Annotated in this window: 19 protein-coding genes and 1 pseudogene; 17 read left to right on the top strand and 3 right to left on the bottom strand. The window is 66.3% G+C overall.

The genetic code is table 11. The features are described 5' to 3' along the window. Window positions 1-45: 45 nt before the first annotated feature. Window positions 46-660, bottom strand: a pseudogene (istA, locus tag OCK02_RS05845) (IS21 family transposase); the annotation flags it as partial. A gap of 551 nt (window positions 661-1,211) precedes the next feature. Between istA and OCK02_RS05840 the strand changes: the two are divergent. The 5 genes from OCK02_RS05840 to OCK02_RS05820 all read left to right on the top strand — a co-directional run bounded on the left by OCK02_RS05840 (window position 1,212) and on the right by OCK02_RS05820 (window position 6,688). Further along, a complete protein-coding gene (locus OCK02_RS05840) occupies window positions 1,212-1,574 on the top strand; it encodes an MmcQ/YjbR family DNA-binding protein (RefSeq protein ID WP_263811973.1) in 363 nt (120 codons plus the stop codon). A 189-nt stretch (window positions 1,575-1,763) separates the two neighbouring features. Then, window positions 1,764-3,080: a UDP-glucose dehydrogenase family protein gene (locus OCK02_RS05835; RefSeq protein WP_230803200.1), complete on the top strand. Its 1,317-nt coding sequence runs from the start codon at window positions 1,764-1,766 to the stop codon at window positions 3,078-3,080. Between the two features lie 2 nt (window positions 3,081-3,082). After that, entirely contained in the window at window positions 3,083-4,114 is a 1,032-nt protein-coding gene (locus tag OCK02_RS05830) for an NAD-dependent epimerase/dehydratase family protein (protein ID WP_263811972.1), read from the top strand. Between the two features lie 226 nt (window positions 4,115-4,340). Further along, window positions 4,341-6,068 (top strand): adenylate/guanylate cyclase domain-containing protein, encoded by a 1,728-nt coding sequence (locus OCK02_RS05825; protein WP_263811971.1) that lies wholly within the window; start codon window positions 4,341-4,343, stop codon window positions 6,066-6,068. A gap of 137 nt (window positions 6,069-6,205) precedes the next feature. Beyond that, on the top strand, window positions 6,206-6,688 hold the full coding sequence (locus tag OCK02_RS05820; RefSeq protein ID WP_263811970.1) for a hypothetical protein: 483 nt from the start codon (window positions 6,206-6,208) through the stop codon (window positions 6,686-6,688). Between the two features lie 248 nt (window positions 6,689-6,936). Here OCK02_RS05820 and OCK02_RS05815 read toward each other — a convergent pair whose 3' ends face one another. Together OCK02_RS05815 and OCK02_RS05810 are read right to left on the bottom strand one after the other, a co-directional pair. After that, window positions 6,937-7,419: a class I SAM-dependent methyltransferase gene (locus tag OCK02_RS05815; RefSeq protein ID WP_263811969.1), complete on the bottom strand. Its 483-nt coding sequence runs from the start codon at window positions 7,417-7,419 to the stop codon at window positions 6,937-6,939. 25 nt (window positions 7,420-7,444) lie between these two features. Continuing rightward, window positions 7,445-8,755: a nucleotide sugar dehydrogenase gene (locus OCK02_RS05810; RefSeq protein ID WP_230804397.1), complete on the bottom strand. Its 1,311-nt coding sequence runs from the start codon at window positions 8,753-8,755 to the stop codon at window positions 7,445-7,447. Window positions 8,756-9,026: 271 nt separating this feature from the next. Here OCK02_RS05810 and OCK02_RS05805 point away from each other — a divergent pair, with 271 nt between their 5' ends. The 12 genes from OCK02_RS05805 to OCK02_RS05750 all read left to right on the top strand — a co-directional run bounded on the left by OCK02_RS05805 (window position 9,027) and on the right by OCK02_RS05750 (window position 26,082). Further along, window positions 9,027-10,385 carry an adenylate/guanylate cyclase domain-containing protein gene (locus OCK02_RS05805; protein WP_230803190.1) on the top strand — a complete coding sequence of 453 codons (1,359 nt, stop codon included), beginning with the start codon at window positions 9,027-9,029 and terminating at the stop codon, window positions 10,383-10,385. A 1-nt stretch (window position 10,386) separates the two neighbouring features. Further along, complete coding sequence (locus tag OCK02_RS05800; protein ID WP_263811968.1) at window positions 10,387-11,337, top strand: polysaccharide lyase; 951 nt, start codon at window positions 10,387-10,389, stop codon at window positions 11,335-11,337. Between the two features lie 131 nt (window positions 11,338-11,468). Next, the gene (locus OCK02_RS05795) at window positions 11,469-13,361 is read left to right on the top strand and encodes an ABC transporter ATP-binding protein (protein ID WP_263811967.1); all 1,893 of its coding nucleotides are present in this window, start codon (window positions 11,469-11,471) and stop codon (window positions 13,359-13,361) included. Then, complete coding sequence (locus tag OCK02_RS05790; RefSeq protein ID WP_263811966.1) at window positions 13,358-15,280, top strand: ABC transporter substrate-binding protein; 1,923 nt, start codon at window positions 13,358-13,360, stop codon at window positions 15,278-15,280. Before OCK02_RS05795 ends, OCK02_RS05790 begins: the two co-directional genes overlap by 4 nt. A 3-nt stretch (window positions 15,281-15,283) precedes the next feature. Next, the gene (locus OCK02_RS05785; protein WP_230803183.1) at window positions 15,284-16,282 is read left to right on the top strand and encodes an ABC transporter permease; all 999 of its coding nucleotides are present in this window, start codon (window positions 15,284-15,286) and stop codon (window positions 16,280-16,282) included. Then, on the top strand, window positions 16,279-17,454 hold the full coding sequence (locus tag OCK02_RS05780) for an ABC transporter permease (protein ID WP_263811965.1): 1,176 nt from the start codon (window positions 16,279-16,281) through the stop codon (window positions 17,452-17,454). Before OCK02_RS05785 ends, OCK02_RS05780 begins: the two co-directional genes overlap by 4 nt. A gap of 70 nt (window positions 17,455-17,524) precedes the next feature. Then, window positions 17,525-18,730, top strand: a complete 1,206-nt coding sequence (locus OCK02_RS05775; RefSeq protein ID WP_263811964.1) for a glycosyltransferase family protein — start codon at window positions 17,525-17,527, stop codon at window positions 18,728-18,730. Window positions 18,731-18,737: 7 nt separating this feature from the next. Further along, complete coding sequence (locus OCK02_RS05770) at window positions 18,738-19,982, top strand: glycosyltransferase family 4 protein (RefSeq protein ID WP_263811963.1); 1,245 nt, start codon at window positions 18,738-18,740, stop codon at window positions 19,980-19,982. Further along, on the top strand, window positions 19,967-21,172 hold the full coding sequence (locus OCK02_RS05765; protein WP_263811962.1) for a glycosyltransferase family protein: 1,206 nt from the start codon (window positions 19,967-19,969) through the stop codon (window positions 21,170-21,172). Before OCK02_RS05770 ends, OCK02_RS05765 begins: the two co-directional genes overlap by 16 nt. Before the next feature lie 336 nt (window positions 21,173-21,508). After that, the gene (locus OCK02_RS05760; RefSeq protein ID WP_263811961.1) at window positions 21,509-24,223 is read left to right on the top strand and encodes an ABC transporter ATP-binding protein; all 2,715 of its coding nucleotides are present in this window, start codon (window positions 21,509-21,511) and stop codon (window positions 24,221-24,223) included. 50 nt (window positions 24,224-24,273) lie between these two features. Then, window positions 24,274-24,735: a cyclic nucleotide-binding domain-containing protein gene (locus OCK02_RS05755; RefSeq protein WP_263811960.1), complete on the top strand. Its 462-nt coding sequence runs from the start codon at window positions 24,274-24,276 to the stop codon at window positions 24,733-24,735. A gap of 429 nt (window positions 24,736-25,164) precedes the next feature. Next, on the top strand, window positions 25,165-26,082 hold the full coding sequence (locus tag OCK02_RS05750) for an MBL fold metallo-hydrolase (protein WP_263811959.1): 918 nt from the start codon (window positions 25,165-25,167) through the stop codon (window positions 26,080-26,082). Window positions 26,083-26,108 lie beyond the last annotated feature (26 nt).

Below are 26,108 nucleotides of genomic sequence, written 5' to 3'. Positions count from 1 at the left end.
GGATAGATTCACGCATCCAATGCCGAGTGCCGCCAAATGTTCATCTCGCCCGGGAGGCGTCCATAGATTGTCGTAGATGCCGCGGCCGGGGATGCCGCCGAAGACCCGGAATGCATGATTATGGGCATCGAACAGCATCTCATGCGTCTGGAGGAGATAGGCCCGAACAATGAAGGCGCGGCTGTAGCTCAGCTTCGTATGCGCCACCTGCAGCTTGGTGCGCTCATTGCCGATGATAGCCCAGTCTTCCGACCAGTCGAACTGGAAGGCCTCACCCGGTTCGAAGGCCAGAGGCACGAACGTTCCGCGCCCTGTCGTCTGGAATTCCCTCTGCCGGTCTGTCTTCCATTCCCGGGCAAAGGCTGCAACACGGCAATAGGAACCGTCGTAGCCGAGGCTCACCAGGTCGGCATGGAGTTGCTTCAGGGTGCGCTTCTGCTTCCGGCCCTTCTTGGATTCCGTCTTCAGCCAGGCCGACAGCCGATCCGCGAACGGATCAAGCTTGCTCGGTCGTTCCGGGACCTTGAACTTCGGCTCCACGCCGTCCAGGCGCAGGTATTTGCGGACAGTGTTCCGGGACAGGCCGGTCCTGCGGCAAATCTCCCGGATCGATAGATGCTCTCGAAAATGCCAGCGTCGGATTACGCTCAGTAACGCCATGTCGATCACTCCAGAGCCCCCGCTGAAACCTCGCGAGGGATGATTGAAACATGGGTCAAATCTCAGTAATAATTTCCCGCAATCCCGGGTCAGTTCTCAGTGCAAATCAACAGCCACGGGGGTCGTCTGCTAGTCGTTCAGCGGCCGAGATGGTCCCGAAGCGACCCGCAAAAAAAATTGAACTGAAGAAAAAAACCGCCTTTCCAGGCGGTTTTTTTGTGCTTTTTACGCCTGAAGCGTAAAAGATCGCGAATCAACATCAAATCGGATACCTCTCCCCTTACGGCAGCCAGCGGGCAAATCGTGGCCGCTTTCGCCGTTCAGACCGCGATTTCGGCTAAATATAAAATCTTGACAGACTGCCTTACCAACGTATTATGGAGGCCTCTCACAAGTTCAGATGCCGTTTTCACAAAGGTAGTTGCCGGGCCGCACCCTACCAAACCACCGTCACGCCGTCAAGGATTATTTTCCTATTCGCGACAGAATTCGCCACCCGTCCGTCCGGACCGCCTGCTTTCTGCGGGGCCCGTTCCGTGCTACCTTCCATCATGACATCAGAAGATCTCGTCCAAATGGCGCTGGCCATGCCCGGCGCGGAGGAAAGTGCCCATTTCGGCAAGCGCGACTTCCGGGTGGGCGGGCGCATCTTCCTCGCCTTGCCGGAACCCGGGCGTGCCGTCATCAAGCTGACGCGCGGCCAGCAGGCGATGCTGACGGAGACCGAGCCCGGCCTCTGCGCCGCCGTGCCCGGCGGCTGGGGCCACAAGGGCTGGACCTCCGTCTATTTCGCCGCCGCCGAGGCCGACACGGTCCACCACATGGTCGAGATCGCCTGGGGCAACGTCGCGCCCCGGCCGGATCCCGCGACCGGTACCGGCGCGGCGCGGCGGGGGAAAGACACGACGCATTGAAAATGCCGCATTGCCGCAGGCCCGCCGCCGCAACCGGGCCCTGCAAGGTTTGGGGCACAACCGCCCGCCTCCTCAAAAAATGACTTTCTTTCTGCCGCCGGATGAATAGAAGTTCGATCCGAACCGCCGGATCGCCGGCATTTCCTTTCGACCGCTGCTTGCGGAACCAGACCAGACGATGGAACTCACATGCGGATAGTGATGATTGGCGCCGGCTATGTCGGCCTTGTTTCGGGTGTTTGCTTTGCGGACTTCGGCCATGACGTCGTGTGCGTCGACAACGTGGCCGAGAAGATCGAGGCGCTGCGCAAGGGCGACATCCCGATCTACGAGCCGGGCCTGCAGGAGCTCGTCAAGTCGAACGTCGAGGCCGGCCGGCTGAACTTCACCACCGATCTCGAGCAGGCGGTCGCCTGGGCCGATGTCGTGTTCATCGCCGTCGGCACGCCGTCGCGCCGCGGCGACGGTCATGCCGACCTCACCTATGTCTATGCCGCCGCCCGCCAGATCGCCAAGGCGATCGACGGCTACACCGTCGTCGTCACCAAGTCGACGGTTCCGGTCGGCACCGGCGACGAGGTCGAGCAGATCATCCGCGAGGCCAATCCGGACGCCGACTTCTCGGTCGTCTCCAACCCGGAATTTTTGCGCGAGGGCGCGGCCATCGGCGACTTCAAGCGTCCCGACCGCATCGTCGTCGGCACCGACGAGCCGCGCGCCATCGAGGTGATGAGCGAGGTCTACCGTCCGCTGCACCTGAACGAAGGCCCGCTGTTCTTCTGCGAGCGCCGCACCTCGGAGCTGATCAAGTACGCCGCCAACGCCTTCCTCGCCATGAAGATCACCTTTATCAACGAGATCGCCGATCTCTGCGAGCGCCTCGGCGCCGACGTGCAGAAGGTGGCCAAGGGCATCGGCTACGACAAGCGCATCGGCGACAAGTTCCTGCATGCCGGCCCCGGCTACGGCGGCTCGTGCTTCCCCAAGGACACGCTGGCGCTGGTCAAGACCGCGTCCGACGCCGACAGCCCGATGCGGCTGATCGAGACCACCGTCGCCATCAACGACAACCGCAAGCGCGCCATGGCCCGCAAGGTCGTCGCCGCCTGCGGCGGCTCGGTGCGCGGCAAGAAGATCGCCGTCCTCGGCCTGACCTTCAAGCCCAACACCGACGACCTGCGCGACGCCCCGGCGCTGACCATCATCCAGGCCCTGCAGGATCACGGCGCGCAGATTTCCGCCTTTGATCCGGAAGGCATGGACGGCGCCCGCGCGCTGCTCTCCGACGTCGAGTTCGGCGCCGATCCCTATGCGATCGCGGCGGATGCCGAGGCGATCGTGCTCGTCACCGAGTGGGACGAGTTCCGCGCGCTCGACTTCCGCAAGCTGCACGCCGCCATGAAGTCGCCCAACCTGATCGACCTGCGCAATGTCTATCCGCCGCAGGAAGTGCGCCGCTACGGCTTCGAATATGTCGGCATCGGACGGGCCGACGACAGGACCTGAGAATGAGATATTTCATCACCGGCGCGGCCGGCTTCATCGGCTTCCACCTTGCCCGGCGCCTGCTGGAGGAAGGTCACGAAGTCGTCGGCCTTGACGGGATGACCCCCTATTACGACGTTGCCCTGAAGGAAGCGCGCAATGCCGGGCTGATCCAGTTCCCGGCCTACCGCTTCCACAAGGTGATGCTGGAGGACCAGGCCGGCGTCCGCCGCGCGCTGGAAAGTGCGGACCCCGACGTCATCGTGCACCTGGCCGCCCAGGCCGGCGTGCGCTACAGCCTCGAGGAGCCGAAGTCCTATGTCGAGTCCAACATCCTCGGCACCTGGAACCTGCTGGAGGCGGCGCGGTCGGTCAAGCCCCGCCACCTCATGCTCGCCTCCTCGTCGTCCGTCTACGGCGCCAGCGACACCATCCCCTTCCGCGAGGGTGACCGCACCGACGAGCCCCTGACGATCTACGGCGCCAGCAAGAAGGCGATGGAGGTGATGGCGCACAGCTATGCCCATCTCTACGGCCTGCCGACCACCACCTTCCGCTTCTTCACCGTCTACGGCTCCTGGGGCCGGCCGGACATGGCGCTGTTCAAGTTCACCAGCGCCATCCTCGAGGGCCGCGAGATCGAGCTCTACGGCGAAGGCCGGATGAGCCGCGACTTCACCTATGTCGAGGATCTCGTCGAGGCCATGCTGAAGCTGTCGTCCGTCGCCCCCTCGGAGGACAACCGGGTGGTGACGCCCGCCGGCCTCGATACGCTCTCCCCCCAGGCCCCGTTCCGCGTCGTCAACATCGGCGGCGGCAATCCGGTCGGGCTCACCGATTTCGTCTCCACGCTGGAGAACGCGCTCGGCAGGAAGGCCAAGACGAAGCTCCTGCCGATGCAGCCGGGCGAAGCGCCGCGCACCTTCGCCAGCCCCGACCTCCTCGTCGCGCTGACCGGCTACAAGCCCTCGACCCCGCTTGCCACAGGGGTGAAGGACTTCGTCGACTGGTACGGCGAATTCTATCGCCCCGGCACCCGCGCCGCGCGCTCCTGACACTGGGCGGGCAAGCCCGCAACCGTACGCTCCCCGCAATCGCCATCTGCAATCCCTTCCCGCGGCCGCGCCGCAGGGCGCGCCCCCGTGTCCCGACCGGCGACGAAGCGTCAACGATCCGCTACCTTCCGCGCGCCCGCCCCGTCCGCTATCTCTGTTTCGCAGGGCGGATCGCCTGTAGACTTGACAGACGTCAGCAACCGGACAGGAACCTTCGGGACCGACCATGCATCAGGCCATCGCGGCGCTCTCCTCGGAACGGTTCCTGCAGAAGCTCAGGCTCGGCGCCGGGCTCGTGATGCTGGCCTTCGTGGCGATGCACCTGGTCAACCATGCGCTGCTGCTCGTCTCGCTCGACACCGCCGAGCGCGTCAGCCGCCTGTTCGCGCTCTTCTGGCGCAGCCCGGCCGGCACGCTGCTCCTCTATGGCGCGCTCGTCATCCATGTCGTGCTGGTCCTGCGCTCGCTCTACGCGCGGCGGACGCTGCGGATGCCGGCGCGCGAGGCGGTGCAGACGGCCTTCGGGCTGCTGATCCCCTTCCTCATCATCGAGCATGCCGTCCCCGCACGCCTGTCGCAGCCGCTCTACGGCATCGTCATCGACTACCGCGTCGTCGTGAACAGCCTGTGGGTGGTCAATCCGCTGCAGGGTTTCCGGCAGTCGGTCGCTCTCCTGGTCATCTGGACGCATGGCTGCATCGGCGTCTATTTCTGGCTGCGCTTCCGCCCATGGTTTGCGCGCGTCTCGCCCTATCTCTTCGCGATCGCGATCCTCGTCCCGGTGCTGGCGCTGCTCGGCTTTGCCGAGACCGGGCGCATGTTCGCCCACATGGCCGAGACCGCCCCGCAGATGGATCCGGCCCGGGCGGAAGCGCCTGATGCTGCGCGGCCGCCAATCGACCAGGCCGCCGTCGCCGAGGGCATCGGCCGCATCAAGATTGCGCTCTACATCATCTTTCTCGGCGCCATCGCGCTCGTCCTTGGCCTGAGACGCATGCGCACGCTTGCCGAGCGGGCGTCGCAGATCACCATCCGCTATTCCAACGGCGCGCTCGTCCACGCCCGTCGCGGCCTCAGCCTGCTCGAGGCCAGCCGCCAGGCCGGCGTACCCCACTATTCGGTCTGCGGCGGCAAGGGCCGCTGCTCGACCTGTCGCGTGCGCATCCTCGACAGCGCCGCGCCGCTGCCCCCGCCGGGCTCGATCGAGGCCGCCACGCTCGCCCGCGTCCATGCCGACGAACACGTCCGGCTCGGCTGCCAACTGCATCCCGAAGGCGATGTCAGCGTCGCGCTGCTGATGGCGCCCCATCCGGCTGCGCGCCTGCCCGTCGCCACCGAGCCCGTCCGGCCCGGCCGCGAGGAGGAGATCGCGGTTCTCTTCTGCGACCTGCGCAACTTCACCGACCTGTCGGAGGCCCGCCTGCCCTATGACGTAGTCTTCCTGCTCAACCGCTACTTCGCCATCGTCGGCCAGGCGGTCGAGCAGGCCGGCGGGCGGCTCGACAAATTCATCGGCGACGGCGCCATGGCGCTGTTCGGGCTCGGGGCGGACCGCGACCGGGCCGCCCGCCAGGCGCTCGCCGCCGCGGCCGCGATCGTGCGCGACATCGCCCGCCTGAACGCCGAGCTCGGGGACGAGTTCTCCGTCCGCCTCAGGATCGCCGTCGGCGTCCATGCCGGCCCGAGCGTCGTCGGCATGATGGGCTACGGCGCCACCAAGAGCCTGACCGCCATCGGCGATACCGTCAACGTCGCAAGCCGGCTGGAGACGACCGCCAAGGAGCACGACGTCGCCATCGCCGTCTCCGAGCGCGCACTCGCCCAATCCGGCCTCGATACCCATGGCCTGCGCCACAGCGAGGTCGCGATCCGCGGCCGCACCGCGCCGCTCCGCGTCTTCCTGGTCACCGACGACGAGAGCCGCCGCTTTGCGATGGAGACGGACAAGGCGTGAGGCCCCGCATCGGCCGGCCGGCGAACGTCGCCAGGCCGGTAACGCCTCCCGAAGATTTCATTTGCCAGCGCGCCTTGCCTGTACCAGGCCACAGTTCTGTGATCTGTGCCGATCGATGTCGATGATGAGGTACCTGCATGATTCGCTCGAAAATGCTTCTTCTTCCGATGGTCGGACTGCTCGGCCTGTCGCTTTCCGGCTGCGAGACGTCCGGCTATTCCGGCGGCTATTCCGAGGGCTACTACGGCGGCAGCTATTACGAGCGTGACCGCACGCGCTACCGCGTGGTGGAGCCCCGCTACGACCGCAACCGTTCCTGGGACGGCCGATACGACCGCGGCGACAGCCGCTACGATCAGCGGATTTCCGACCGCGAAAGGAACCGGGATAGGGATAGGGACAGGGATCGGGATCGGGATCGGGATCGGAACAAGGACAACAGCCGCGACAGGGACCGCAACGATAGCCGCAACAGAGATCGCGACCGCCAGCAGACCGACAGCAGGCGTCCGGGACGCGATACCGCGCAGCCCGATCGCCGGCCGCAGCCGTCACGCGACTCCGACCGCAACAACCGCCCGTCCCAGCGCGCCTGCGATCGCGACAACAGCTGCCGGTAGGGCGAGCCGCCCGGGCCGGACGCCCCATGGCAATCCCCTCCGGCCTGCCGGCGAATTGTCCACGGCAAGGCCCCCTCTGGCCTGCCGGCCATCTCCCCCACAAGGGGGGAGAAAACCGGAAGCGGCCGTCTGCCCGAAGCGAGCCTCGGCGGCGCGGCCGGGTTAAGCCCTCCCCCTTGTGGGGAGGGTTGGGGAGGGGTCTTCCGGGAATTTCGGGGAGCGTTTTCGACGCCTGTGCGTCCCGTCCCTCATACCTTGCGATAGAGGAAATACCGGTCCTTCGGCACGCTGTCGGGAACGTCCAGCGGCTGCAGCGTCGGCGCGTCCAGCGGCAGGCCGCTGACGGCGATGCCGCCTTTGGCGAGCATGCCGGAGACCATCTGCGGCAGCCAGGTCAGCGTGACCTCGTCCTTCTCCGGATAGCCGGTGCCGATGTCGGCATGCACCAGCGCCGCGGTCCCGGTCTGGTAGGCCCTGCCGGTTTCGACGATCTCGCCCAGCACCAGGTCGGCCGCATCGGGAACGGAAGAGGCATGCGCGCCCATGGCCCGGTCGAAGGCGACGATGCGGCGGCCGGCGAAGCGTTCGCGCAGGTGGTCGAAGGTGCGGCCGTTGCCGAGCCCGATCTCCATGACCGGTCCGTCCGCCGGCAGGTCCAGCCGGTCGCCGATGTGGTTGAGAATGTCCCGCTGGGCCGTCAGGCGGCGGATGAAGCTGTCGAGACGGCTCATGGTCTTCCTTTGCTTTTCTGTAACTCTACGCCTTGACGATGGTGTCGCCGTCGATGCCGCGGCGGGCAAAGGCGTTGCGGGTGTCGACCACCAGCGGCGCCCAGCGGGCGAGCGCTGCATAGTCGACCGCGTCGTGGTCCGTCGAGATCAGCACCGCGTCGTAGCCGCGCACGGTCTCCTCGTCGAGCGGCACCGAGCGGCGGCCCATGAGCGCCATGTATTCGCGGGTGCGCGGCACTTCGGCGACGTGGGGATCGTGGTAGTCCACCGTCCCCTTGCGCTCCAGGATCAGTTCGATCAGCTTCAGCGACGGGCTCTCGCGGATGTCGGGTACGTTCTTCTTGTAGGCGAGCCCGACAACCAGCACGCGCGCCCGGCTCAGGGCCTTGCCGAGCCGCATGTCGAGCGCTTCGGCGAGCCGCCCCACCACATGGCGCGGCATCGCCGAGTTGATCTCGCCGGCGAGCTCGATGAAGCGGGTCGGCAGTTCGAATTCGCGCGATTTCCAGGTCAGGTAGAAGGGATCGATCGGGATGCAGTGGCCGCCGAGGCCGGGGCCCGGATAGAAGGGCATGTAGCCGAACGGTTTCGTCTTGGCCGCCTCGACCACCTCCCAGATGTCGATGCCCATCGCGTCGTAGAGCACCTTCAGCTCGTTGACGAGGGCGATGTTGACGGCGCGGAAGACGTTTTCCGTCAGCTTCACCGCCTCCGCCGTGGCATTGGAGGAAACCGGCACGACCGCCTTGACCACGGCGCCGTAGAAGGCCTGCATCAGCGCCGAGGCCGCCTCGCCCGCGCCCGCCACGACCTTCGGAATGGTCGCGGTCTCGAAATCGCGGTTGCCGGGGTCCTCCCGCTCCGGCGAGAAGCCTAAGAAGAAATCCTCGCCCGAGCGCAGCCCGCCGCGCTCGAGGATCGGCCGCACCAGCTCGTCCGTCGTCCCCGGCCAGGTGGTCGATTCCAGCACCACCAGTTGCCCCGGCCGCAGCGTCTGCGCCACCGCCTCGGCGGTGCGCGTCACGTAGGACATGTCCGGCTCGCGCTGCTTCGTCAGCGGCGTCGGCACGCAGATCACGATCACGTCGCAGGAGGCGAGCGCGGAAAAATCGGTGGTCGAGCGGAACCGGCCGGCCTCGCTTTCGGCCTTCAGGGCGGCATCCGGCACCGCGTCGATATAGGAGCGGTGTGCGTCGAGGGCGGTGATCTTCGCCGGGTCGATGTCGAAGCCGGTGACGTCAAATCCGTTTCGCGCAATCGTGATCGCCAGCGGCAGGCCGACATAGCCGAGCCCGATGACGCCGGTGCGCGCGCGCCTTTCGGCAATCGCCGCCATCAGGCTTTCGGCGGAAGAAGAAAGCAAGGTCAATGCGTTGTACCCTTTCGGTCGAGATTGGGACAATTGGGCGCAAATCGGCGCGGCGTCAAGGCGAGCCGGACCCGCCGAGGCCGTCCATCGCCCGCCCGGCCGGCACAAATCTTCGCCGCGACTTCTGGTTTTGCCACGATCGCTCGCCTATATCTGGCGCTCCGGGCCGCGTTCGACGGTTCGGCCGCACGACGCCCGCCGAGCGAAGCCCGCGGCTTCAAATCGACAAGGACAAAAGATGAACACGCGCCCTGCCGACGTATCCAACATCCTCCTCGACCGGGTCTCGTCCTGGCTGAAGACGGCGGCGCTCGGGGGAGAGAGCCTGGAATACATCGTCTCCGGCTTCTGCGAGCGGCTTGCCGCCGCCGGCCTGCCGCTGGTGCGGGTCCACCTGAGCTTTTCGATGCTGCACCCGCTCTACGATGCGCTCGGCTTCACCTGGATGCGTGGACAGGGCGTGACGGTCGAGGGCTTCCGGGCGGACGGCGAGAACGAGGAGCCCTCACGCTTCCTGCTCAGCCCCTATTACTACCTGCTCAACAACAGCCTCGATCACCTGCGCCGCCGCATCGATCCGAAGACCCCGTCGGAATTTCCGATCTTCGACGACCTGAAGAAGATCGGCGCCACCGATTACCTGGCCTTCGTCCAGTCCTTCGGGGAATCGCCCGGCCAGGGCATGGTCGGCTCGTGGTCGACCGATGCCCCCGGCGGCTTCAGCGACACCGTGGTCGAGGCACTGCTGAAGGTGCAGAACAGCCTTGCGGTCGCCGCCAAGATGGCGGTGCTCGGCAAGCTCGCCGACAACATGCTTTTGACCTATCTCGGCGGCAATGCCGGCAGGCGGGTGCTGTCGGGCCAGATCCGGCGGGGCGACGGCGAGACCATCCGCGCCGCCCTCGTCATGGCCGACATGCGCCAGTCGACCGTGCTGGCGGAGAAGGAAGGCCGGCAGGCCTATATCGATACGCTCAACGATTTCTTCGACGCGATCGCCACGCCCTTCAACCGCAACGGCGGCGAGATCCTCTCCTTCATCGGCGACGGCTTCCTGGCCGTCTATCCGTGCGGCCGGCACCGCGAGCCTTCGCAGGTCGCCGCCCAGAACGCCATGACCGCCGTCCGCCATGCCACCATGCGGATGAACGAGCTCAACGCCCGCCGCAACAAGCAGGGGCTGGCGGACATCCGCTACGGCATCGGCCTGCACGTCGGCAACGTCATGTTCGGCAATGTCGGCCTGCGGGATCGCCTGACCTTCTCCGCCTTCGGCTCGGCGGTCAACGAGGTGCAGCGGCTGCAGGGACTGACGAAGAAATACTCCAAGCCGATCGTCGCCAGCCAGACGTTTGCCACCTATTCCGGCGGCGAATGGGTCACGCTCGGCGAGGAGAAGCTGCGCGGCGTCCGCCAGAAGCTGACGGTGCTCCTGCCCGGCCAGACCAACCTGCAGCTCGACCAGGCCGAGGCGCTCGACGGCGAGGGCCGCGACGCGCGCTCGGAGGCCGAGCAGGTCATGCTGCTCTATCGCGACGCGCGCTCCAATCCGGACCACCGGCCGCGCATCCCGCTCCTGTCGCGCGGGCTCAACTGACATGGCCGACGGCTCTGCGCGAGGCCGCGGGGCCGTCCCGAAACCCGCCTTCGAGGCGGCGCTGGCCGATGGATTCGAGGGCGACGACTTCTCTCCCGCAGGCGGCCTCTACTATCGCCGCAACGCCGAGCAGCGGGCCGGCTTCTACGAGTTCCAGCGCGAGGTGACCCGCGGCAGCGCCGGCGCGCTGAAGCTCGGCGTGCGCCCGGCCCCGGTTCCCGGGCGCCACGGCAGCGAGCGGGCAGAGGTCTGGGAGCGCACCGCGCTGCGCGTCCCCTACGAGCGCGCCGTCTGGTACGGCTTCTCCGTGCGGTTCGGCGAACCGATACCGCAGGCCGACCATCGCCACCTGATCGCGCAGTGGAAGCGCGAGATCGGTCCGTCCGCGCGCGGCGACTACAGCCCGTTCCTGGCGTTCCGCCTCGTGCGCGGCCGCCTGTTCGCCACGGTGGAGACGACGCTGCATCCCGCCGACCTCGCCACCCCCGACAGCCCTGCCGCGACACCCGCCTGGCTGCGCCGGGACGCCGACCAGATGCGGGCGCTGGTCGCAACCGACGACGGCTGGGGCGATGGGGACGGGTCGCTGTTTTCCGCGCGCACCGGCCGCATCGTCGTGACCGACCGCGGCAGCCGCCTGCCCGCCCCCGACAGCGGCTGGATCGACTTCGCCGTGATGACGCGGCCGGGACTTGACGGCAGCGGCCAGATCGAACTCTTCGCCAACGGCCGCTGGGTGGTGACCGTCCGCGGCGACATCGGCCATGACGATGCCGGGCTCGGCACCCACCAGTATTTCAAGTTCGGTCCCTACCGCTCCGCCGCCGCCGGCGAATGGACGCTCTATTTCGACAACTTCCGGCGCTCGATGCGCGCAGAAGATGTGCTGGATCCCCGGGCGCTTGCCGCCTACCGCGCCGCGGGCGCTCCGGACCGGCCGGCAACCGCCTGATTTTGAAGGCGTTCCCGCCCCGCGCCGGCGCCGGAACGGCGTTTCCAAATCCCATGGACAGGCTGCGGGCGCTCCGCTAGTGTGCCTGCGATCGGGACAGGCACATTTAGTAACCGAAGGAAACTCCGGACATGATCTCAGGGGCGGATCTGTTACGGATAGAAGATCTCAGCATCTCGTTTGCAATGCTCGGGGGCCAGATCGACGCCGTGAAGAAGGCCAACCTGCGGGTGCTTCCCGGCAGGGTGACGGCGCTCGTCGGCGAAAGCGGCTCGGGCAAGTCCGTCATCAGCCAGTCGATCATGCGCATCCTGCCGAAAGCGGCCTCGGCCAGCGGCCGGATCCTGTTCAACGATCCGCTGACCGGCACCGAGACCGACATGCTGCAGCTGTCGCCGGACGGGCCGGACATCCGCGCCATCCGCGGCCGGCGCATCGGCAAGATCTTCCAGGAGCCGATGACCTCGCTGTCGCCGCTGCACACGATCGGCGACCAGGTGAGCGAGGTGCTCACCATCCACGAGGACATGTCGAGGGACGAGCGCCAGGAGCGCACGATCGAGATGCTGCGCATGGTCGGCTTCACCCGGCCCGAGCGCGCCTTCAAGATGTATCCCTTCGAGCTTTCGGGCGGCATGCGCCAGCGCGCGATGATCGCACTGGCGCTGATCTGCCGGCCGGCGCTTTTGATCGCCGACGAGCCGACGACCGCGCTCGACGTCACGATCCAGGCACAGATCCTGCGGCTGCTGAAGGACCTGCAGCAGGAATTCAACATGGCGATGCTCCTGATCACCCACGATCTCGGCGTCGTCGCCAACGTCGCCGACGAGGTGGTGGTGATCTACCACGGCGAGATCATGGAGGCCGGCCCGGTGGAGGACATCTTCCGCCGTCCCGGCCACCCCTACCTCAAGGGCCTGATGGCGGCCGTACCGCATTTCGACATGAAGCCCGGCGAGCGGCTGAAGGCGCTGCGCGAGGTGCCGGTCAATGCCTCGCATCTGCTCGGCGTCTCGGAGGACCGGGGCAAGGAGCCGGGACCGGAGATCCTGCTCTCCGTGCGCGACGTCACCAAGTCCTACAAGATCCGCAAGACCGGGTTCTTCCGCCGCCCGGACGAGGCGCCGGTGCGCGCGGTCGACGGCGTCAGCTTCGACATCCGCCGCGGCGAATGCCTGGGGCTCGTCGGCGAGAGCGGCTGCGGCAAGACCACCGTCAGCAAGATGCTGATGCGGGCGGTGACGCCGGATTCCGGCTCGATCATCTTCCACGACCGCAACGGGCCGGTGGACGTGCTCGGCGCCGAAGGGGACGCGTTGCAGAAACTGCGCGGCAAGATCCAGATGGTGTTCCAGGATCCGGTCTCCTCGCTGTCGCCGCGCATGACGGTGCAGAACATCCTCTCCGAGCCGCTGGAGATCCACAAGCGCGGCACGCCGAAGTCGCGGCTGGAGACGGTGAGCGCGCTGATGGAGGTGATCGGGCTGAACCGGCGCTACCTCAACCGCTATCCGCATTCCTTCTCCGGCGGCCAGCGCCAGAGGATCGGGATCGCCCGGGCGCTGGCGCTCGGGCCGGAGCTTCTGATCTGCGACGAACCGGTCTCCGCGCTCGACGTCTCGGTACAGGCGCAGATCCTCAACCTGCTGAAGGACCTGCAGAAGGACCTCGGCTTGACCTACCTGTTCATTTCGCACAATCTGGCGGTCGTCGATTATATGGCCGACCGGATCGCGGTCATGTGCGCAGGACGGATCGTCGAACTCGCACCGCGTGAAATCCTCATGCGGGCGCCCGTTCACCCCTATACGAAATCGCTCCTGGCCGCCGTGCCCTTCCCGGACCTCGACCGGCCGCTGGACTTTTCGACGCTCAAGACGGCGAACGCCAGCGACATGCGGAACTGGTCCGCTCCGTTCCGCCAGGACGACGACGGACACGGCCTGGCAACCGCCGATCTCGGCGAAGGCCATCTCGTGCTCGCCCGTAGCAACGCGGATGTGAGAGAGCTACGCCCGTGATCACGCGTCGAACCACCCTCGGCATGCTTGCCGCCACCTGCCTTCCCGCCGCGCTGGCCCCCTCGCGGGCCCGGGCGACGCTCGCCTTGCAAGAACCGGAGTTCCTCAAGGAAAAGCTCGCCGACGGCACGCTGCCGGCGATGGCCGAGCGGCTGCCCAAGGTGCCGCGCGTCGTCAACCTCGCCGCCATGGGCCGCAAGCCCGGCCAGTATGGCGGGACGGCGCGGACGATCATCGGCGGCCAGAAGGACATCCGCCTGATGACCATCAACGGCTATGCGCGGCTCGTCGGCTTCGACGAGCATCTCGTGCTGCAGCCGGACATCCTGGAAAGCTTCGAGCAGGTCGACAACCGCATCTACACCTTCAAGCTGCGCGAGGGCCACCGCTGGTCGGACGGCCACCCGTTCACGGTCGACGATTTCGTCTATTACTGGGAGGATGTGCTCAACAACAAGGAGATGCGGCCGCGCGGGCTGCCGCTCGATCTCCTGTCGTACCTGAAGCCGCCGCGCTTCACGGTGGTCGATCCCCTGACGGTGCGCTACGAGTGGGACAATCCCAACCCGGAATTCCTGCTGAAGCTCGCCTCGCCGCAGCCGCTGACGCTGGCGCTGCCGGCGCACTACATGAAGCAATTCCATCCGAAATATGCCGACGCCGATGCCCTGAAGAAGATCATCGAGAAGGAAGGCGAGGACGACTGGACGAGCGTGCACATCAACCGCTCGCGCACCTACCGGCCGGAGAACCCCGATCTTCCGACGCTCGATCCGTGGCGCAACCTGATCGCGCCGCCGGCCGAGCAGTTCATCTTCGAGCGCAACCCGTTCTTCCACCGGGTCGACGAGACCGGCCAGCAACTGCCCTACATGGACAAGGTCGTCCTCAACGTCTCGGCCTCAGGCATCATCCCCGCCAAGGCCGGCGCCGGCGAGACCGACCTGCAGTCGGTCGGCCTCGATTTTGCCGACTACACTTTCCTCAAGGACGCCGAGCATCGCTATCCGGTCACGGTCAACCTCTGGGAGCGGACGCAGGGCTCGCGCGTCGCGCTCCTGCCCAATCTCAATTGCGGCGACAAGGTCTGGCGCGGGCTGTTCCGCGACGTGCGCTTCCGCCGGGCGCTGTCGGTGGCGATCGACCGCGAGGAGATCAACAAGGCGAGCTTCTTCGGGCTCGCCCGCGAAAGCGCCGACACGATCCTGCCGCAGAGCCCGCTGTTCAAGCCCGAGTACCAGCACGCCTGGGCGCAGTTCGATCCGGACCTCGCCGACAAGCTGCTCGACGAGGCCGGCCTGACCGAGCGCAAGAGCGACGGCGTGCGGCTTCTGCCGGACGGACGGCCCGCCAGCCTCATCGTCGAATCCGCCGGCGAGAGCACGCTGGAGACCGACGTGCTGGAACTCGTCACCGACCACTGGCGGCAGGTGGGGCTGGCGCTGCACGTGCGCACCTCGCAGCGCGACGTCTTCAGGAGCCGGGCGCTGGGCGGCGAGATCATGATCTCGGTGCAGCAGGGCATCGACAACGGTATTCCGACCGCCGACATGTCGCCTTCGGCCCTGGCGCCGACCGGCGACGAGCAGTTGCAATGGCCGGTCTGGGGCCTGCACTACCTTTCGGCCCAGCAGAAGGGCGAGGCGCCCGACCTGCCGGAGGCGGCGGAACTCGTGCGGCTGATGCGGCAGTGGAAGCGCTCGACCTCGACTGAGGAGCGGACCGGCATCTGGACCGAGATGCTGTCGATCTACACCCAGCAGGTCTTCTCCATCGGCATCGTCAACGGCACGCTGCAGCCCGTCGTCCACTCCAGGAAGATGCAGAATGTTCCCAAGGAAGGGCTCTATGGCTTCGATCCCACCGCCTTCCTGGGCGTCTACCTGCCCGACACCTTCTGGTTCGACAGGAGCGCCTGATCGATGCTGAGATACATCTTCTGGCGCATCGCCGTCATGGTGCCGACGCTGCTTCTGATCTCGATGCTCGTCTTCACCATCATCGAGCTGCCGCCCGGCGACTACTTCGAGAGCTACGTCGCCGAGCTGCGCGCCATGGGCGAGGCCGCCGACATGGAGGAGATCGAGGCGCTGCGCGAGCGCTACGGTTTCGACCAGCCGGCGCCGATCCGCTACCTGCACTGGGTCGGCGGCATGCTGCACGGCGACTTCGGCTACTCGTTCGAATACCAGCTGCCCGTGTCCGACGTGGTCGGGGACCGATTATGGCTGACGGTGCTCGTCTCCTTCGTGACGATCCTCGTCACCTGGATCATCGCGTTTCCGATCGGCATCTACTCGGCCACCCACCAGTATAGCTGGGGTGACTACGGCCTGACCTTCCTCGGGCTGCTCGGGCTCGCGGTGCCGAACTTCATCCTGGCGCTGATCCTGATGTATTTCGCCAACATCTGGTTCGGCACCTCGATCGGCCACCTGATGGACCAGAAATACCTCAACGAGCCGATGAGCTGGGCCAAGGCCAAGTCGATCCTCGAACACCTGTGGATCCCCGTCATCATCATCGGCACGGCGGGCACGGCCGGCATGGTGCGGCGGCTCAGGGCCAACCTTCTGGACGAGCTGCAGAAACAGTACGTGGTGACGGCGCGGGCCAAGGGCATGAACCCCTTCCGCGCGCTCGTCAAATACCCGCTGCGCATGTCGCTCAACTTCTTCATCTCCGACATCGGCTCGATCCTGCCGCAGATCATCTCCGGCGCCGAGATCACCGCCATCGTGCTGTCGCTCGAGACCACCGGGCCGATGCTGATCAAGGCGCTGCAGAGCCAGGACATGTACCTCGCCGGCTCGTTCCTGATGTTCCTCGCCTTCCTCACCGTCATCGGCGTGCTCGTGTCCGACATCGCGCTCGCCTTCCTCGATCCGCGCATCCGGCTGCAGGGCGGGAGCACCAAATGACGGCCCCCCTTCCCCCGCCCGGCGCGCCGCTTCCCCACTACGTCTCCACCGCCCCCTTCGATCCCTATTCGGTGGAGGCGATGACCGCCGGCCAGGCGAAGATCTACCAGGCCTCGCAACTCAGGCTGATGTGGTGGAAGTTCAAGAAGCACAGGATCGCGCTGGTCTCCGGCATCTTCCTGCTGGCGCTCTACCTTGCGATCGTCATCGCGGAATTCCTGGCACCCTATAACCTGCATACCCGCAACATGGATTTCATCCATTCGCCGCCGCAGCGGGTGCGGCTGTTCCACGACGGCCAGCTGGTCGGACCGTTCGTCTATGGCCGGACGATGCAGCTCGACATGGAGACGCTGCGCCGGGTCTACAGCGACAACACCGCCGACGTGCAGCGGCTGCGCTTCTTCTGCTCCGGCGACCCCTATAAATTCTGGGGGCTGTGGGAGGCGAGCTTCCACCTCGTCTGCCCGGCCAAGGACGGCCAGTTCTTCGCGCTCGGCACCGACCGGCTCGGCCGCGACGTGCTTTCGAGGATCATCTACGGCGCGCGGATCTCGCTGACGATCGGCCTGATCGGCATCGCTGTCAGCTTCACGCTCGGCATTGTCATCGGCGGCCTCGCCGGTTATCACGGCGGCTATCTCGACCTCATGGTGCAGCGCGTCATCGAGGTATTGCAATCAATACCCAGCATTCCGCTGTGGATGGCGCTCGCGGCGATCATGCCGGTGAGCTGGAGTCCGATTCTGGTCTATCTCGGCATCACAGTCATTCTCGGCCTGCTCGACTGGACGGGGCTCGCGCGCGCCGTCCGCTCGAAGCTTCTGGCGCTGCGCGAGGAGGACTACGTGCTGGCCGCGCAGCTGATGGGGGCGAAGAGCAGCCGCATCATCGGCCGCCATCTCGTCCCCGGCTTCATGTCGCACCTGATCGCCAGCGCCACGATTTCCATCCCCGGGATGATCCTCGGCGAGACCGCGCTGAGCTTCCTGGGGCTTGGTCTCAGGCCCCCGATCACGAGCTGGGGCATCCTGCTCACGGAAGCGCGAAGCGTCAGCGTGATCGCTTTTTATCCCTGGCTCTTGTATCCGATGATACCCGTCATACTTGTCATCCTCGCCTTCAACTTCCTCGGGGACGGGTTGCGCGACGCTGCCGACCCTTACAAGTGACGAGAAAATATGCCATGGATATCGGTATTGGAGAGTTCGGTCGCTTGACCCGTACGATGAGCACTGCGCGATGACGCGACGGCTGGAAGACGCCCGAATTCTGATGTACAGCCATGACACGTTCGGTCTTGGCCACCTTCGGCGTTGCCGTGCGATCGCCCATTCGCTGGTCGAGGATTTCCGCGGGCTGAACATCCTCATCATCTCCGGATCGCCGATCGCCGGTGCCTTCGACTATCGCGCCCGCGTGGATTTCGTGAAGATCCCCAGCGTCATCAAGCTGCGCAACGGCGAGTACACGTCGATGGAGCAGCACATCGACCTGCAGGAAACGCTGAAGATGCGGCAGGCGATCATCCGCCACACTGCCGAGAGCTTCCAGCCGGACATCTTCATCGTCGACAAGGAGCCGATGGGCCTGCGCGGCGAGGTCGAGGACACGCTCGCCTATCTCAAGGCCTGCGGCACGACGCTGGTGCTCGGCCTGCGCGACGTCATGGACGCGCCGCACCTGCTCGACGCCGAGTGGAAGCGCCACGACGTGATGCGCAAGATCGGCCGCTATTACGACCGTGTCTGGGTCTACGGGCCACCGGATTTCTACGATCCGCTGATCGGGCTCGACGTGCCCTCGCAGGTACGCGGGCGCATGGATTTCGTCGGCTTCCTGCAGCGCAGCGTCTCGCACGAGCCGGGGCCGGAGCACCGACCCAAGGGCGACTACATCCTGGTGACGACGGGCGGCGGCGGCGACGGCGCCTCGCTGATCCACGACGTGCTGCACGCCTACAAGGAAGACCCGGACCTGACGCACAGGGCGCTGATCGTGCTCGGCCCCTACATGCCCGGCGAGCAGCGCCAGAAGCTCATGAAGAAGGGCGCGAAGATCCCCTATGTCGAGGTGATCGAGTTCGACAACCGGATGGAAGAGCTGATCGCCGGCGCCAAGGCCGTGGTGGCGATGGGCGGCTACAACACCTATTGCGAGATCCTCTCCTTCGACAAGCCGGCGCTGATCGTGCCGCGCGTCAACCCGCGCGAGGAACAGCTGATCCGCGCCACCCGCGCCGCCGAACTGGGGCTGGTCAGCATGCTGTCGTCGGAGGAATCCTGCCAGCCGCCGGTGATGGCGAAGGCACTGAGGGAACTGGTCCACCGGCCGCCGCCGTCGCAGACCTCGCAGGCGCTGAGGCTCGAGGGCCTGCGCAACATCTCCCAGATCGTCAGCGATCTGCTGGAGGAGACCGGCGCGCAGCTGACCGTCGTAAAAGGCTGACATCGCATTGACACCGAACAAGAAAATCGTCGTCGTCCTGAAGGGCTACCCGCGTCTTTCGGAGACTTTCATCGCACAGGAACTTTTGGGCCTGGAGCGCGTCGGCTTCGACCTGACGCTGATCTCGATGCGCCATCCGACCGATGCCAAGCGTCATCCGGTCCATGACGAGATCAGGGCGCCGGTGCATTACCTTCCCGAATATCTCTACCAGGAGCCGCTGCGGGTCCTGCGCGGGCTGTCGGCATGCCGCCGGCTTCCCGGATTCGGCGCGGCGCTGCGCGCCTTCCTCAAGGATCTCCGCCGCGACCCGACGCCCAACCGGGTGCGCCGGTTCGGCCAGGCGGCCGTGCTCTGCACCGAATGGCCGGAAGGGGCGGACTGGCTGCACGCGCATTTCATCCACACGCCCGCATCGGTCGCGCGCTATGCAAGCCTGATGAACGGCATCCCCTGGACCTGCTCGGCGCATGCCAAGGACATCTGGACCTCGCCGGACTGGGAGCTGGCCGGAAAGCTCTCCGACACGCGCTGGACGGTGACCTGCAACCAGACCGGCTTCGACCGGTTGCGCGGGCTCGCCAACGGCAGGAACCACGTGCACCTGTCCTATCACGGGCTCGACCTCGACCGCTTCGGTCCGTTTGCCGGGAGCCATTCGGCGCGCGACGGCTCCGATGCCGGCGACCCGGTGAAGATCATCAGCGTCGGCCGCGCGGTGGACAAGAAGGGCTACGACATCCTGCTCAAGGCGCTGACGCTGCTGCCGGCCGATCTTTCCTGGCGCTTCGTGCATATCGGCGGCGGAGCGAACCTGCCGCAGCTGAAGGCGCTTTCGCAGAAGCTCGGCATCGCCGAGCGCATCACCTGGCAGGGTGCGACGGACCAGAAGGACGTGCTGGAGCTCTACCGCCAGGCGGACCTGTTCGCGCTCGCCTGCCGCATCACCGCCGACGGCGACCGCGACGGGTTGCCGAACGTGCTGGTGGAGGCGTCGAGCCAGCGGCTCGTCTGCGTCTCCACCAATATCTCCGGCATTCCCGAACTGCTGCAGGACGGGGTGAATGGCCTGGTCGTTCCGCCGGAGGACCCGCAGGCGCTGGCGGCCGCGATCGAACGGCTGATCCGCGATCCGGCGCTCAGGCAAAGGCTCGGCGAGGCCGCCGAGCGGCGCGTGCGCTCCGAATTCGACCACCACGTCAGCATCCGCCAGCTGAAGAACCTGTTCGAGAACGAATGGCGGGCCGCCTGATGGAGGGGATCGGAGGCCGGGCGCCGCGCGTCTTCTTCTATGTCCAGCACCTGCTCGGCATCGGCCACCTCGCCCGTGCCAGCCGGATCTCGCAGGCTCTTGCCGAGGACGGCTTCGACGTCACCATGGTCACCGGCGGCACGCCGGTCGCGGGCTTTCCCGGCCCCGGCATCCGCCATGTCGAACTGCCGGCGGTGGTTGCGGGCGACGCCGGCTTTTCCGGCCTCACCGACCTGGGCGGCAACCCGGTCGACGACGCCTTCAAGGAGAGGCGGCGGGAGACGCTGCTTTCGGCCTTCCGCGCAGCGCGGCCCGATGTCGTCGTCATCGAGGCCTTCCCCTTCGGCCGCCGCCAGGTCCGCTTCGAGCTGATCCCGCTGCTGGACGAGATCGCAGCCATGGAGGAAAGGCCGATCGTGCTCTCCTCGCTGCGCGACATCCTGCAGGAGCGCGCCAAGCCCGGCCGCGACGAGGAGAGCGTGGCGCTGGTCCGCGACCGCTTCGACGCCGTCCTCGTCCATGGCGATCCGGGTTTCGCCCGCATCGACGACAGCTTTCCGCTGGCGGCCCAGATCGCCGACAAGGTGATCTATACCGGCCTCGTCGCCGCCCCACCGCCGCAGCCTGCGGCAGAGCGCTTCGACATCCTCGTCTCGGCCGGCGGCGGCGCCGTCGGCGCGGCGCTGAACGAGGCGGCGATCGCTGCCGCCCGCACGCTGCCACAGGCGCTGCGCTGGTGCGTCATCGCCGGACCCAACCTGCCGCAGGCGGCCTTCGACGCCACGGTGGAGGCAGCGCCGGACAACGTCTCCGTCGTGCGCTTTCGCACCGATTTCCCGAGCCTCCTGACGGCGGCGCGCCTGTCGGTCTCGCAGGCGGGTTACAACACCGTCTGCGACATCCTGCGGGCCGGCTGCCGCGCCGTCTTCGTGCCGTTCACGGCCGGCGGCGAGACCGAGCAGACGGCAAGGGCGACGCGGCTGGAAAAGCGCGGGCTCGCGCGTGTCGTGGCGGAGCGGGCGCTGACGCCTCAGAGCCTGACCGAAGCGATCAGCGCGGCGCTCGACAGTCCGGCGCAGCCGATGCCGCCGCTCGATCTCGACGGGGCGGCCGGGACGGCAGCGCTGCTGCGCCGTCTCGTCGCCGGCGCCGCGGTCACAAGGCTCGCGCGGGACAGCGCCGCACGCTGACGTCGCCGCCCGCCCCGCGCCCGATGCCACCTGCGATTCCCTGCCCCTGACGTTGCAATCCCCGCCTACGGCCTTGCAATCAAAGCCAAAACGATCTTCACTGCATCATCGAGGCAGCAAATCGCATCGCGTGCCTGCGGCGGAGGAACAGACGAACATCCGGGCGATGAAACCGGTCCGTGCCGGGCGGGCCGGCCTTTTCTGGAGCGCCGATGATGACTATATCGCAGTTCGACGTCGCCCTGGCGCGTTGCTCATTCAATACGGATGCGAATTCCCCGCCCCACCGGGTTCGAAGCGTCCGGGTCCCCGTTTTCTCCACGGTCTGATCGGTTCATGGAAAAAGGCCTAACCCACTACATCTGGACACACACGCGGCCGCAGCAGCTGTGGATCCTGCTCGTCGTCGCCGCCTCGATGATCCCCTATTTCCTCTCGTTCGACCTGCCCAAGCAGATCGTCAACGGGCCGATCCAGGGCCAGGGCTTCGAGGGCGAGGCGGCGCGCCAGCTGTTCATGCGCATCGAGTTCGCCCTGCCCGTCTTCGGCAACGTTGTGTTCTTCCCCGGCATCGAGCTGAACCGGCTGCAGATGCTGATCGCGCTGAGCATGGTGTTTCTCGCACTCGTGGTCGTCAACGGCCTGTTCAAGCTCTACATCAATACCTACAAGGGCCGCCTCGGCGAACGGCTGCTGCGCCGCATCCGCTTCGAGCTGGTCGATCGGGTGCTGCGCTTCCCGCCCTCGCAGTTCAAGCGCATCAAGGGCGCCGAAATCGCCAGCATGATCAAGGACGAGGTGGAGCCGATGGGCGGCTTCACCGGCGACGCCTTCGTGGCGCCGGCGCTGCTCGGCGGCCAGGCGGCCACCGCGCTGTTCTTCATCTTCGTCCAGAACGTCTGGCTCGGCATGATCGCGGGCATCATCGTCGCCGTGCAGGCGGTGCTGATCCCGCGCATGCGCCGGCGGCTGCTGGTGCTCGGCCGCGAACGGCAGCTGACAGCGCGGGAGCTTGCCGGCCGCGTCAGCGAGATCGTCGAGGGGGTCAACACGATCCACGCCTACGACACCTCGAACTTCGAGCGCGCCGACATCGCCGCCCGGCTCGGGCGGATCTTCAAGATCCGCTACGACCTCTACCAGTGGAAATTCCTGGTCAAGTTCATCAACAACTTCCTCGCCTCCGTCACGCCGTTCCTGTTCTACCTGATCGGCGGCTATCTCGCGCTGCAGGGCCGGCTGGACATCGGCCAGCTCGTGGCCGTCATCGCCGCCTACAAGGACCTGCCCGGCCCGCTGAAGGAGCTGATCGACTGGGACCAGGCGCGCCAGGACGTGCAGGTGAAGTACAATCAGGTGGTCGAGCAGTTCAAGGTCGACAGCCTCATCGATCCCGCACTGCAGGAGCTTTCGACCGACAAGGTCGCGCCGCTGGCCGGCGCGCTCGCCGTCGCCAACCTGACGCTTGCCGACGACAGCGGCGCGCACACGGTCGAGCACGTCTCGGTGCAGTTCCCGCGCGGCGAATATGCCGCCATCATCGGCGGCGCGGCTGCGGGCGGCGACGCGCTCGCCGAAGCGATCGGCCGTTCGGTCTGGCCGGAGAGCGGGCGCATCGCGCTCGGCGACGCCGACCTGTTCGGCCTGCCCGAATCCGTCGTCGGGCGGCGCATCACCTATGTCTCCTCGGACGCCTATTTCTTCTTCGGCACGCTGCGCGACAACCTGCTCTACAGCCTCAAGCACGCGCCGCTGCGCGAGCCGGAATACGAGGACGCCCATGCCAACTTCCGCAAATGGGAGGTCGGCGAGGCGCGGATGGCCGGCAATCCGGACCACGACATCGAGAGCGACTGGATCGACTACGAGGCCGCCGGCGCCACCGGGCCCGAGGATCTGTTCCCCTCGGTCGTCTCCGTGCTCGACAGCGTCTACCTCACCAAGGACATCCTCGAGCTGGCGCTGCGCTCGGCGGTCGATCCGCACACCCACGAGGAGCTGACGACCCATATCGTCAAGCTGCGCCACACCTTCCGCGAGGAACTCGACAAGGCGGGGCTTTCCAACCTCGTCGTGCCGTTCGAGCCGGACCGCTACAACATCGAGGCCACCGTCGGCGAGAACCTCCTGTTCGGCACCGCCCTCGGCGAGCAGCTGGTCGGCCGGGCGATCGGCCGCAACGCCTATTTCCGCGAGGTGGTGGGCCGCGCAGGCCTCGACCGCATGCTCTACCAGATGGGCTACGAGATCGCCGAGAACGCCGTCGAGCTCTTCGCCGGGCTGCCGCCGGACCATCCGTTCTTCCAGCAACTGACCTTCATGACGCCCGACGACATCCCGATGTACCAGCAGCTTCTGCAAAAGCTGAAGGGCAAGGATTTCGCCGAAACGACGGACGAGGACAAGCACAACATCATCCGCCTCAGCTTCGCCTATATCGAGCCGCGGCACCGCTTCGGTCTTCTGACCGACGACTTGATGAAGACGATCGTCGAGGTCCGGCTCGCCTTCCACGAGGGGCTGCCGGAGAGCCTGAAGGGCGCGATCGACCGCTACGATCCGCACAGCTACATGGCGTCCGCCAGCCTGATGGACAACGTGCTGTTCGGCCGCGTCAGCCACCGCCACGCCGACGGGCCGGAGCGGGTGCGCACCATGGTGATCGAACTCCTCAGCGAGCCCGGCCTCTACGACCAGGTGCTGTCGATCGGCCTGGAATTCAACCTCGGGGCCGGCGGACGCAGGCTCACCCAGGTGCAACGCCAGAAGCTGAACCTCGCCCGCGCGCTGCTGCGCCGGTCGGACTACTACATCTTCAACCGGCCGCTGCCGGCGCTCGACGGACGCACCCAGGAGCAGATCTGCCGCAATGTCCTGACCCTTGTGCGCGACAACAACGACAAGGACGTCTCGATCATCTGGGTGCTGACCAACACGACCCTGACCGACCTGTTCGACCGGGTGCTGATCTTCGACAAGGGACGGCTCGTCGGCGACGGCAAGCACGCCGAACTTGCGGACAACGCGACATTCAGGGAATTGGTGTCATAATGTCATAATATGGCTAAAATGCCAGACGACCGAGGGGACGGACGAAGACGATGCTATTGAAGGACGAGGTACAGATGTTGCGGCGGGTGCCGCTGTTTTCGGGCGTGGATCCGACGAAGCTGAAGCTTCTCGCCTTCACCTCGGACAGGGTGCACTACGCCGCCGGCGAGATCCTGTTCCGGCAGGGCGACAATGGCGATGCGGCCTATGTCATCCTCACCGGCCGCGCCGATATCCTGGTGGAAGCGCCCGGCGGGCAGATCAAGGTCGCCGAGGTGGAGAACAACTCGATCGTCGGCGAGATCGCCATCCTCTGCGACGTCTCGCGAACGGCCACCGTCAAGGCCAGCACCAACCTCGAAGCCCTGCGCATCAGCAAGGACCACTTCCTCAAGCTTCTGACCGATTTCCCCGAGATGACCATCGAGATCATGCGGGAGCTGGCAAGCCGCCTGAGCCGCACGACGATGGAACTCACCGACGAGCGGGCCCGCGCAAGGAAATCCGACTGACGCATTTTCCGCCCCATTTGCGCATGCGAGAACCGGGCGCCAGGCGCGCTCCGGCAGGCCGGGAACGTTTTTCGAAGTCGTGCGTTTCAGAGGGAGGCCGGAGAAGGACGCGCGGGACGCGGTTTCGGCCCCGGAAAGGCATAAATCCCGCGTGCGAACTTCGTCCTCGCAAAACAGTTTCATATTCGCTACGCTTGGGAGACCGACCGTGCCTCGGGTGCAACCGGAAACTATGGAAGGTTAGTGCGACGAATGCTCGAATGGATCCGATATTCCGGTCGCGGTTTGCGCAGGGTCAAAAACGTCGCACCGACACCCCATATAATGTGTGTCGGGCGCGGGGATGACCGAAGCGCAAAGGGCCGGGTCGAGCATCCGACATTCTAGGACTTTCGCCTTGCCGGGCGAACTGGAAGAGGTCAGGCAGACATGAACATGATTGGAAGGCCGCCGCATTCGAACCAGAAGACCGCAGGACCCCGCCGGCTCCGGCAGAGTAACGGCGCAAAGGGCGTGCTGTCGGTCAAGTTCTGGGGCACGCGCGGCAGCATTCCGGTTTCCGGCGAAGAGTTCAGCCGCTACGGCGGCAACACGGTCTGCATCGAAATGCGCTGCGGCGACGAGGTCCTGCTGTTCGACGCCGGCTCCGGCATCACGCCCGCGGGCTTTGCGATGAAGGCCGAAGGGACGAAGAAGGTCGACCTGTTCTTCAGCCACTGTCACTACGACCACATCATCGGCCTTCCCTATTTCAAGCCGCTCTACAACCCCGACTGCGACGTGAAGATCTGGTCGGGGCACCTTGCCGGCCAGATGTCCACCTGCCAGATGGTGCAGGAATTCATGAGCCCACCATGGTTCCCCGTCGGGCCCAAGGTGTGCCGCGCGCACCTGAACTACGGCGATTTCCACGCCGGCGACGTGCTCGCACCGCGCGAGAACATCGCGGTCCAGACCGGCAAGCTGAACCATCCGGGCGGCGCGATCGGCTACCGGGTCGAATGGGGCGGCCGCGCGGTGGCGGTGATCACCGATACCGAACACGAGCCCGGCGTCCTCGACGCGGAAGTGCTGAAGCTGATCCGGGACGCGGACCTCTTCATCTACGACGCCTGCTATGTCGATGCGGAAATGGAGACGTTCAAAGGCTACGGCCACTCCACCTGGCAGCAGGCCATCCGCCTCGCCCGGGCCGCCAACGCCAAGGCCGTCGCCTTCATGCACCACGCCCCCTGGCGCACCGACGCCGAGTTGCAGGAGATCGACCGGCAGGCCGCGGCCGAATTCCCGAACGCCTTCTCCGCCCGCGACGGGCAGGTGCTGGAGCTGGTCGCAATCGACGCGTAAGCCGATCTCGGCACGCTTGCGCCAGG

Source organism: Rhizobium sp. TRM96647 (assembly GCF_025780115.1).
In the GTDB taxonomy this organism is placed as follows: Bacteria; Pseudomonadota; Alphaproteobacteria; order Rhizobiales; family Rhizobiaceae; genus Mycoplana.
The sequence above is the reverse complement of the archived record's forward strand: the minus strand, read 5'-3'. Positions and strand labels throughout refer to the sequence as shown.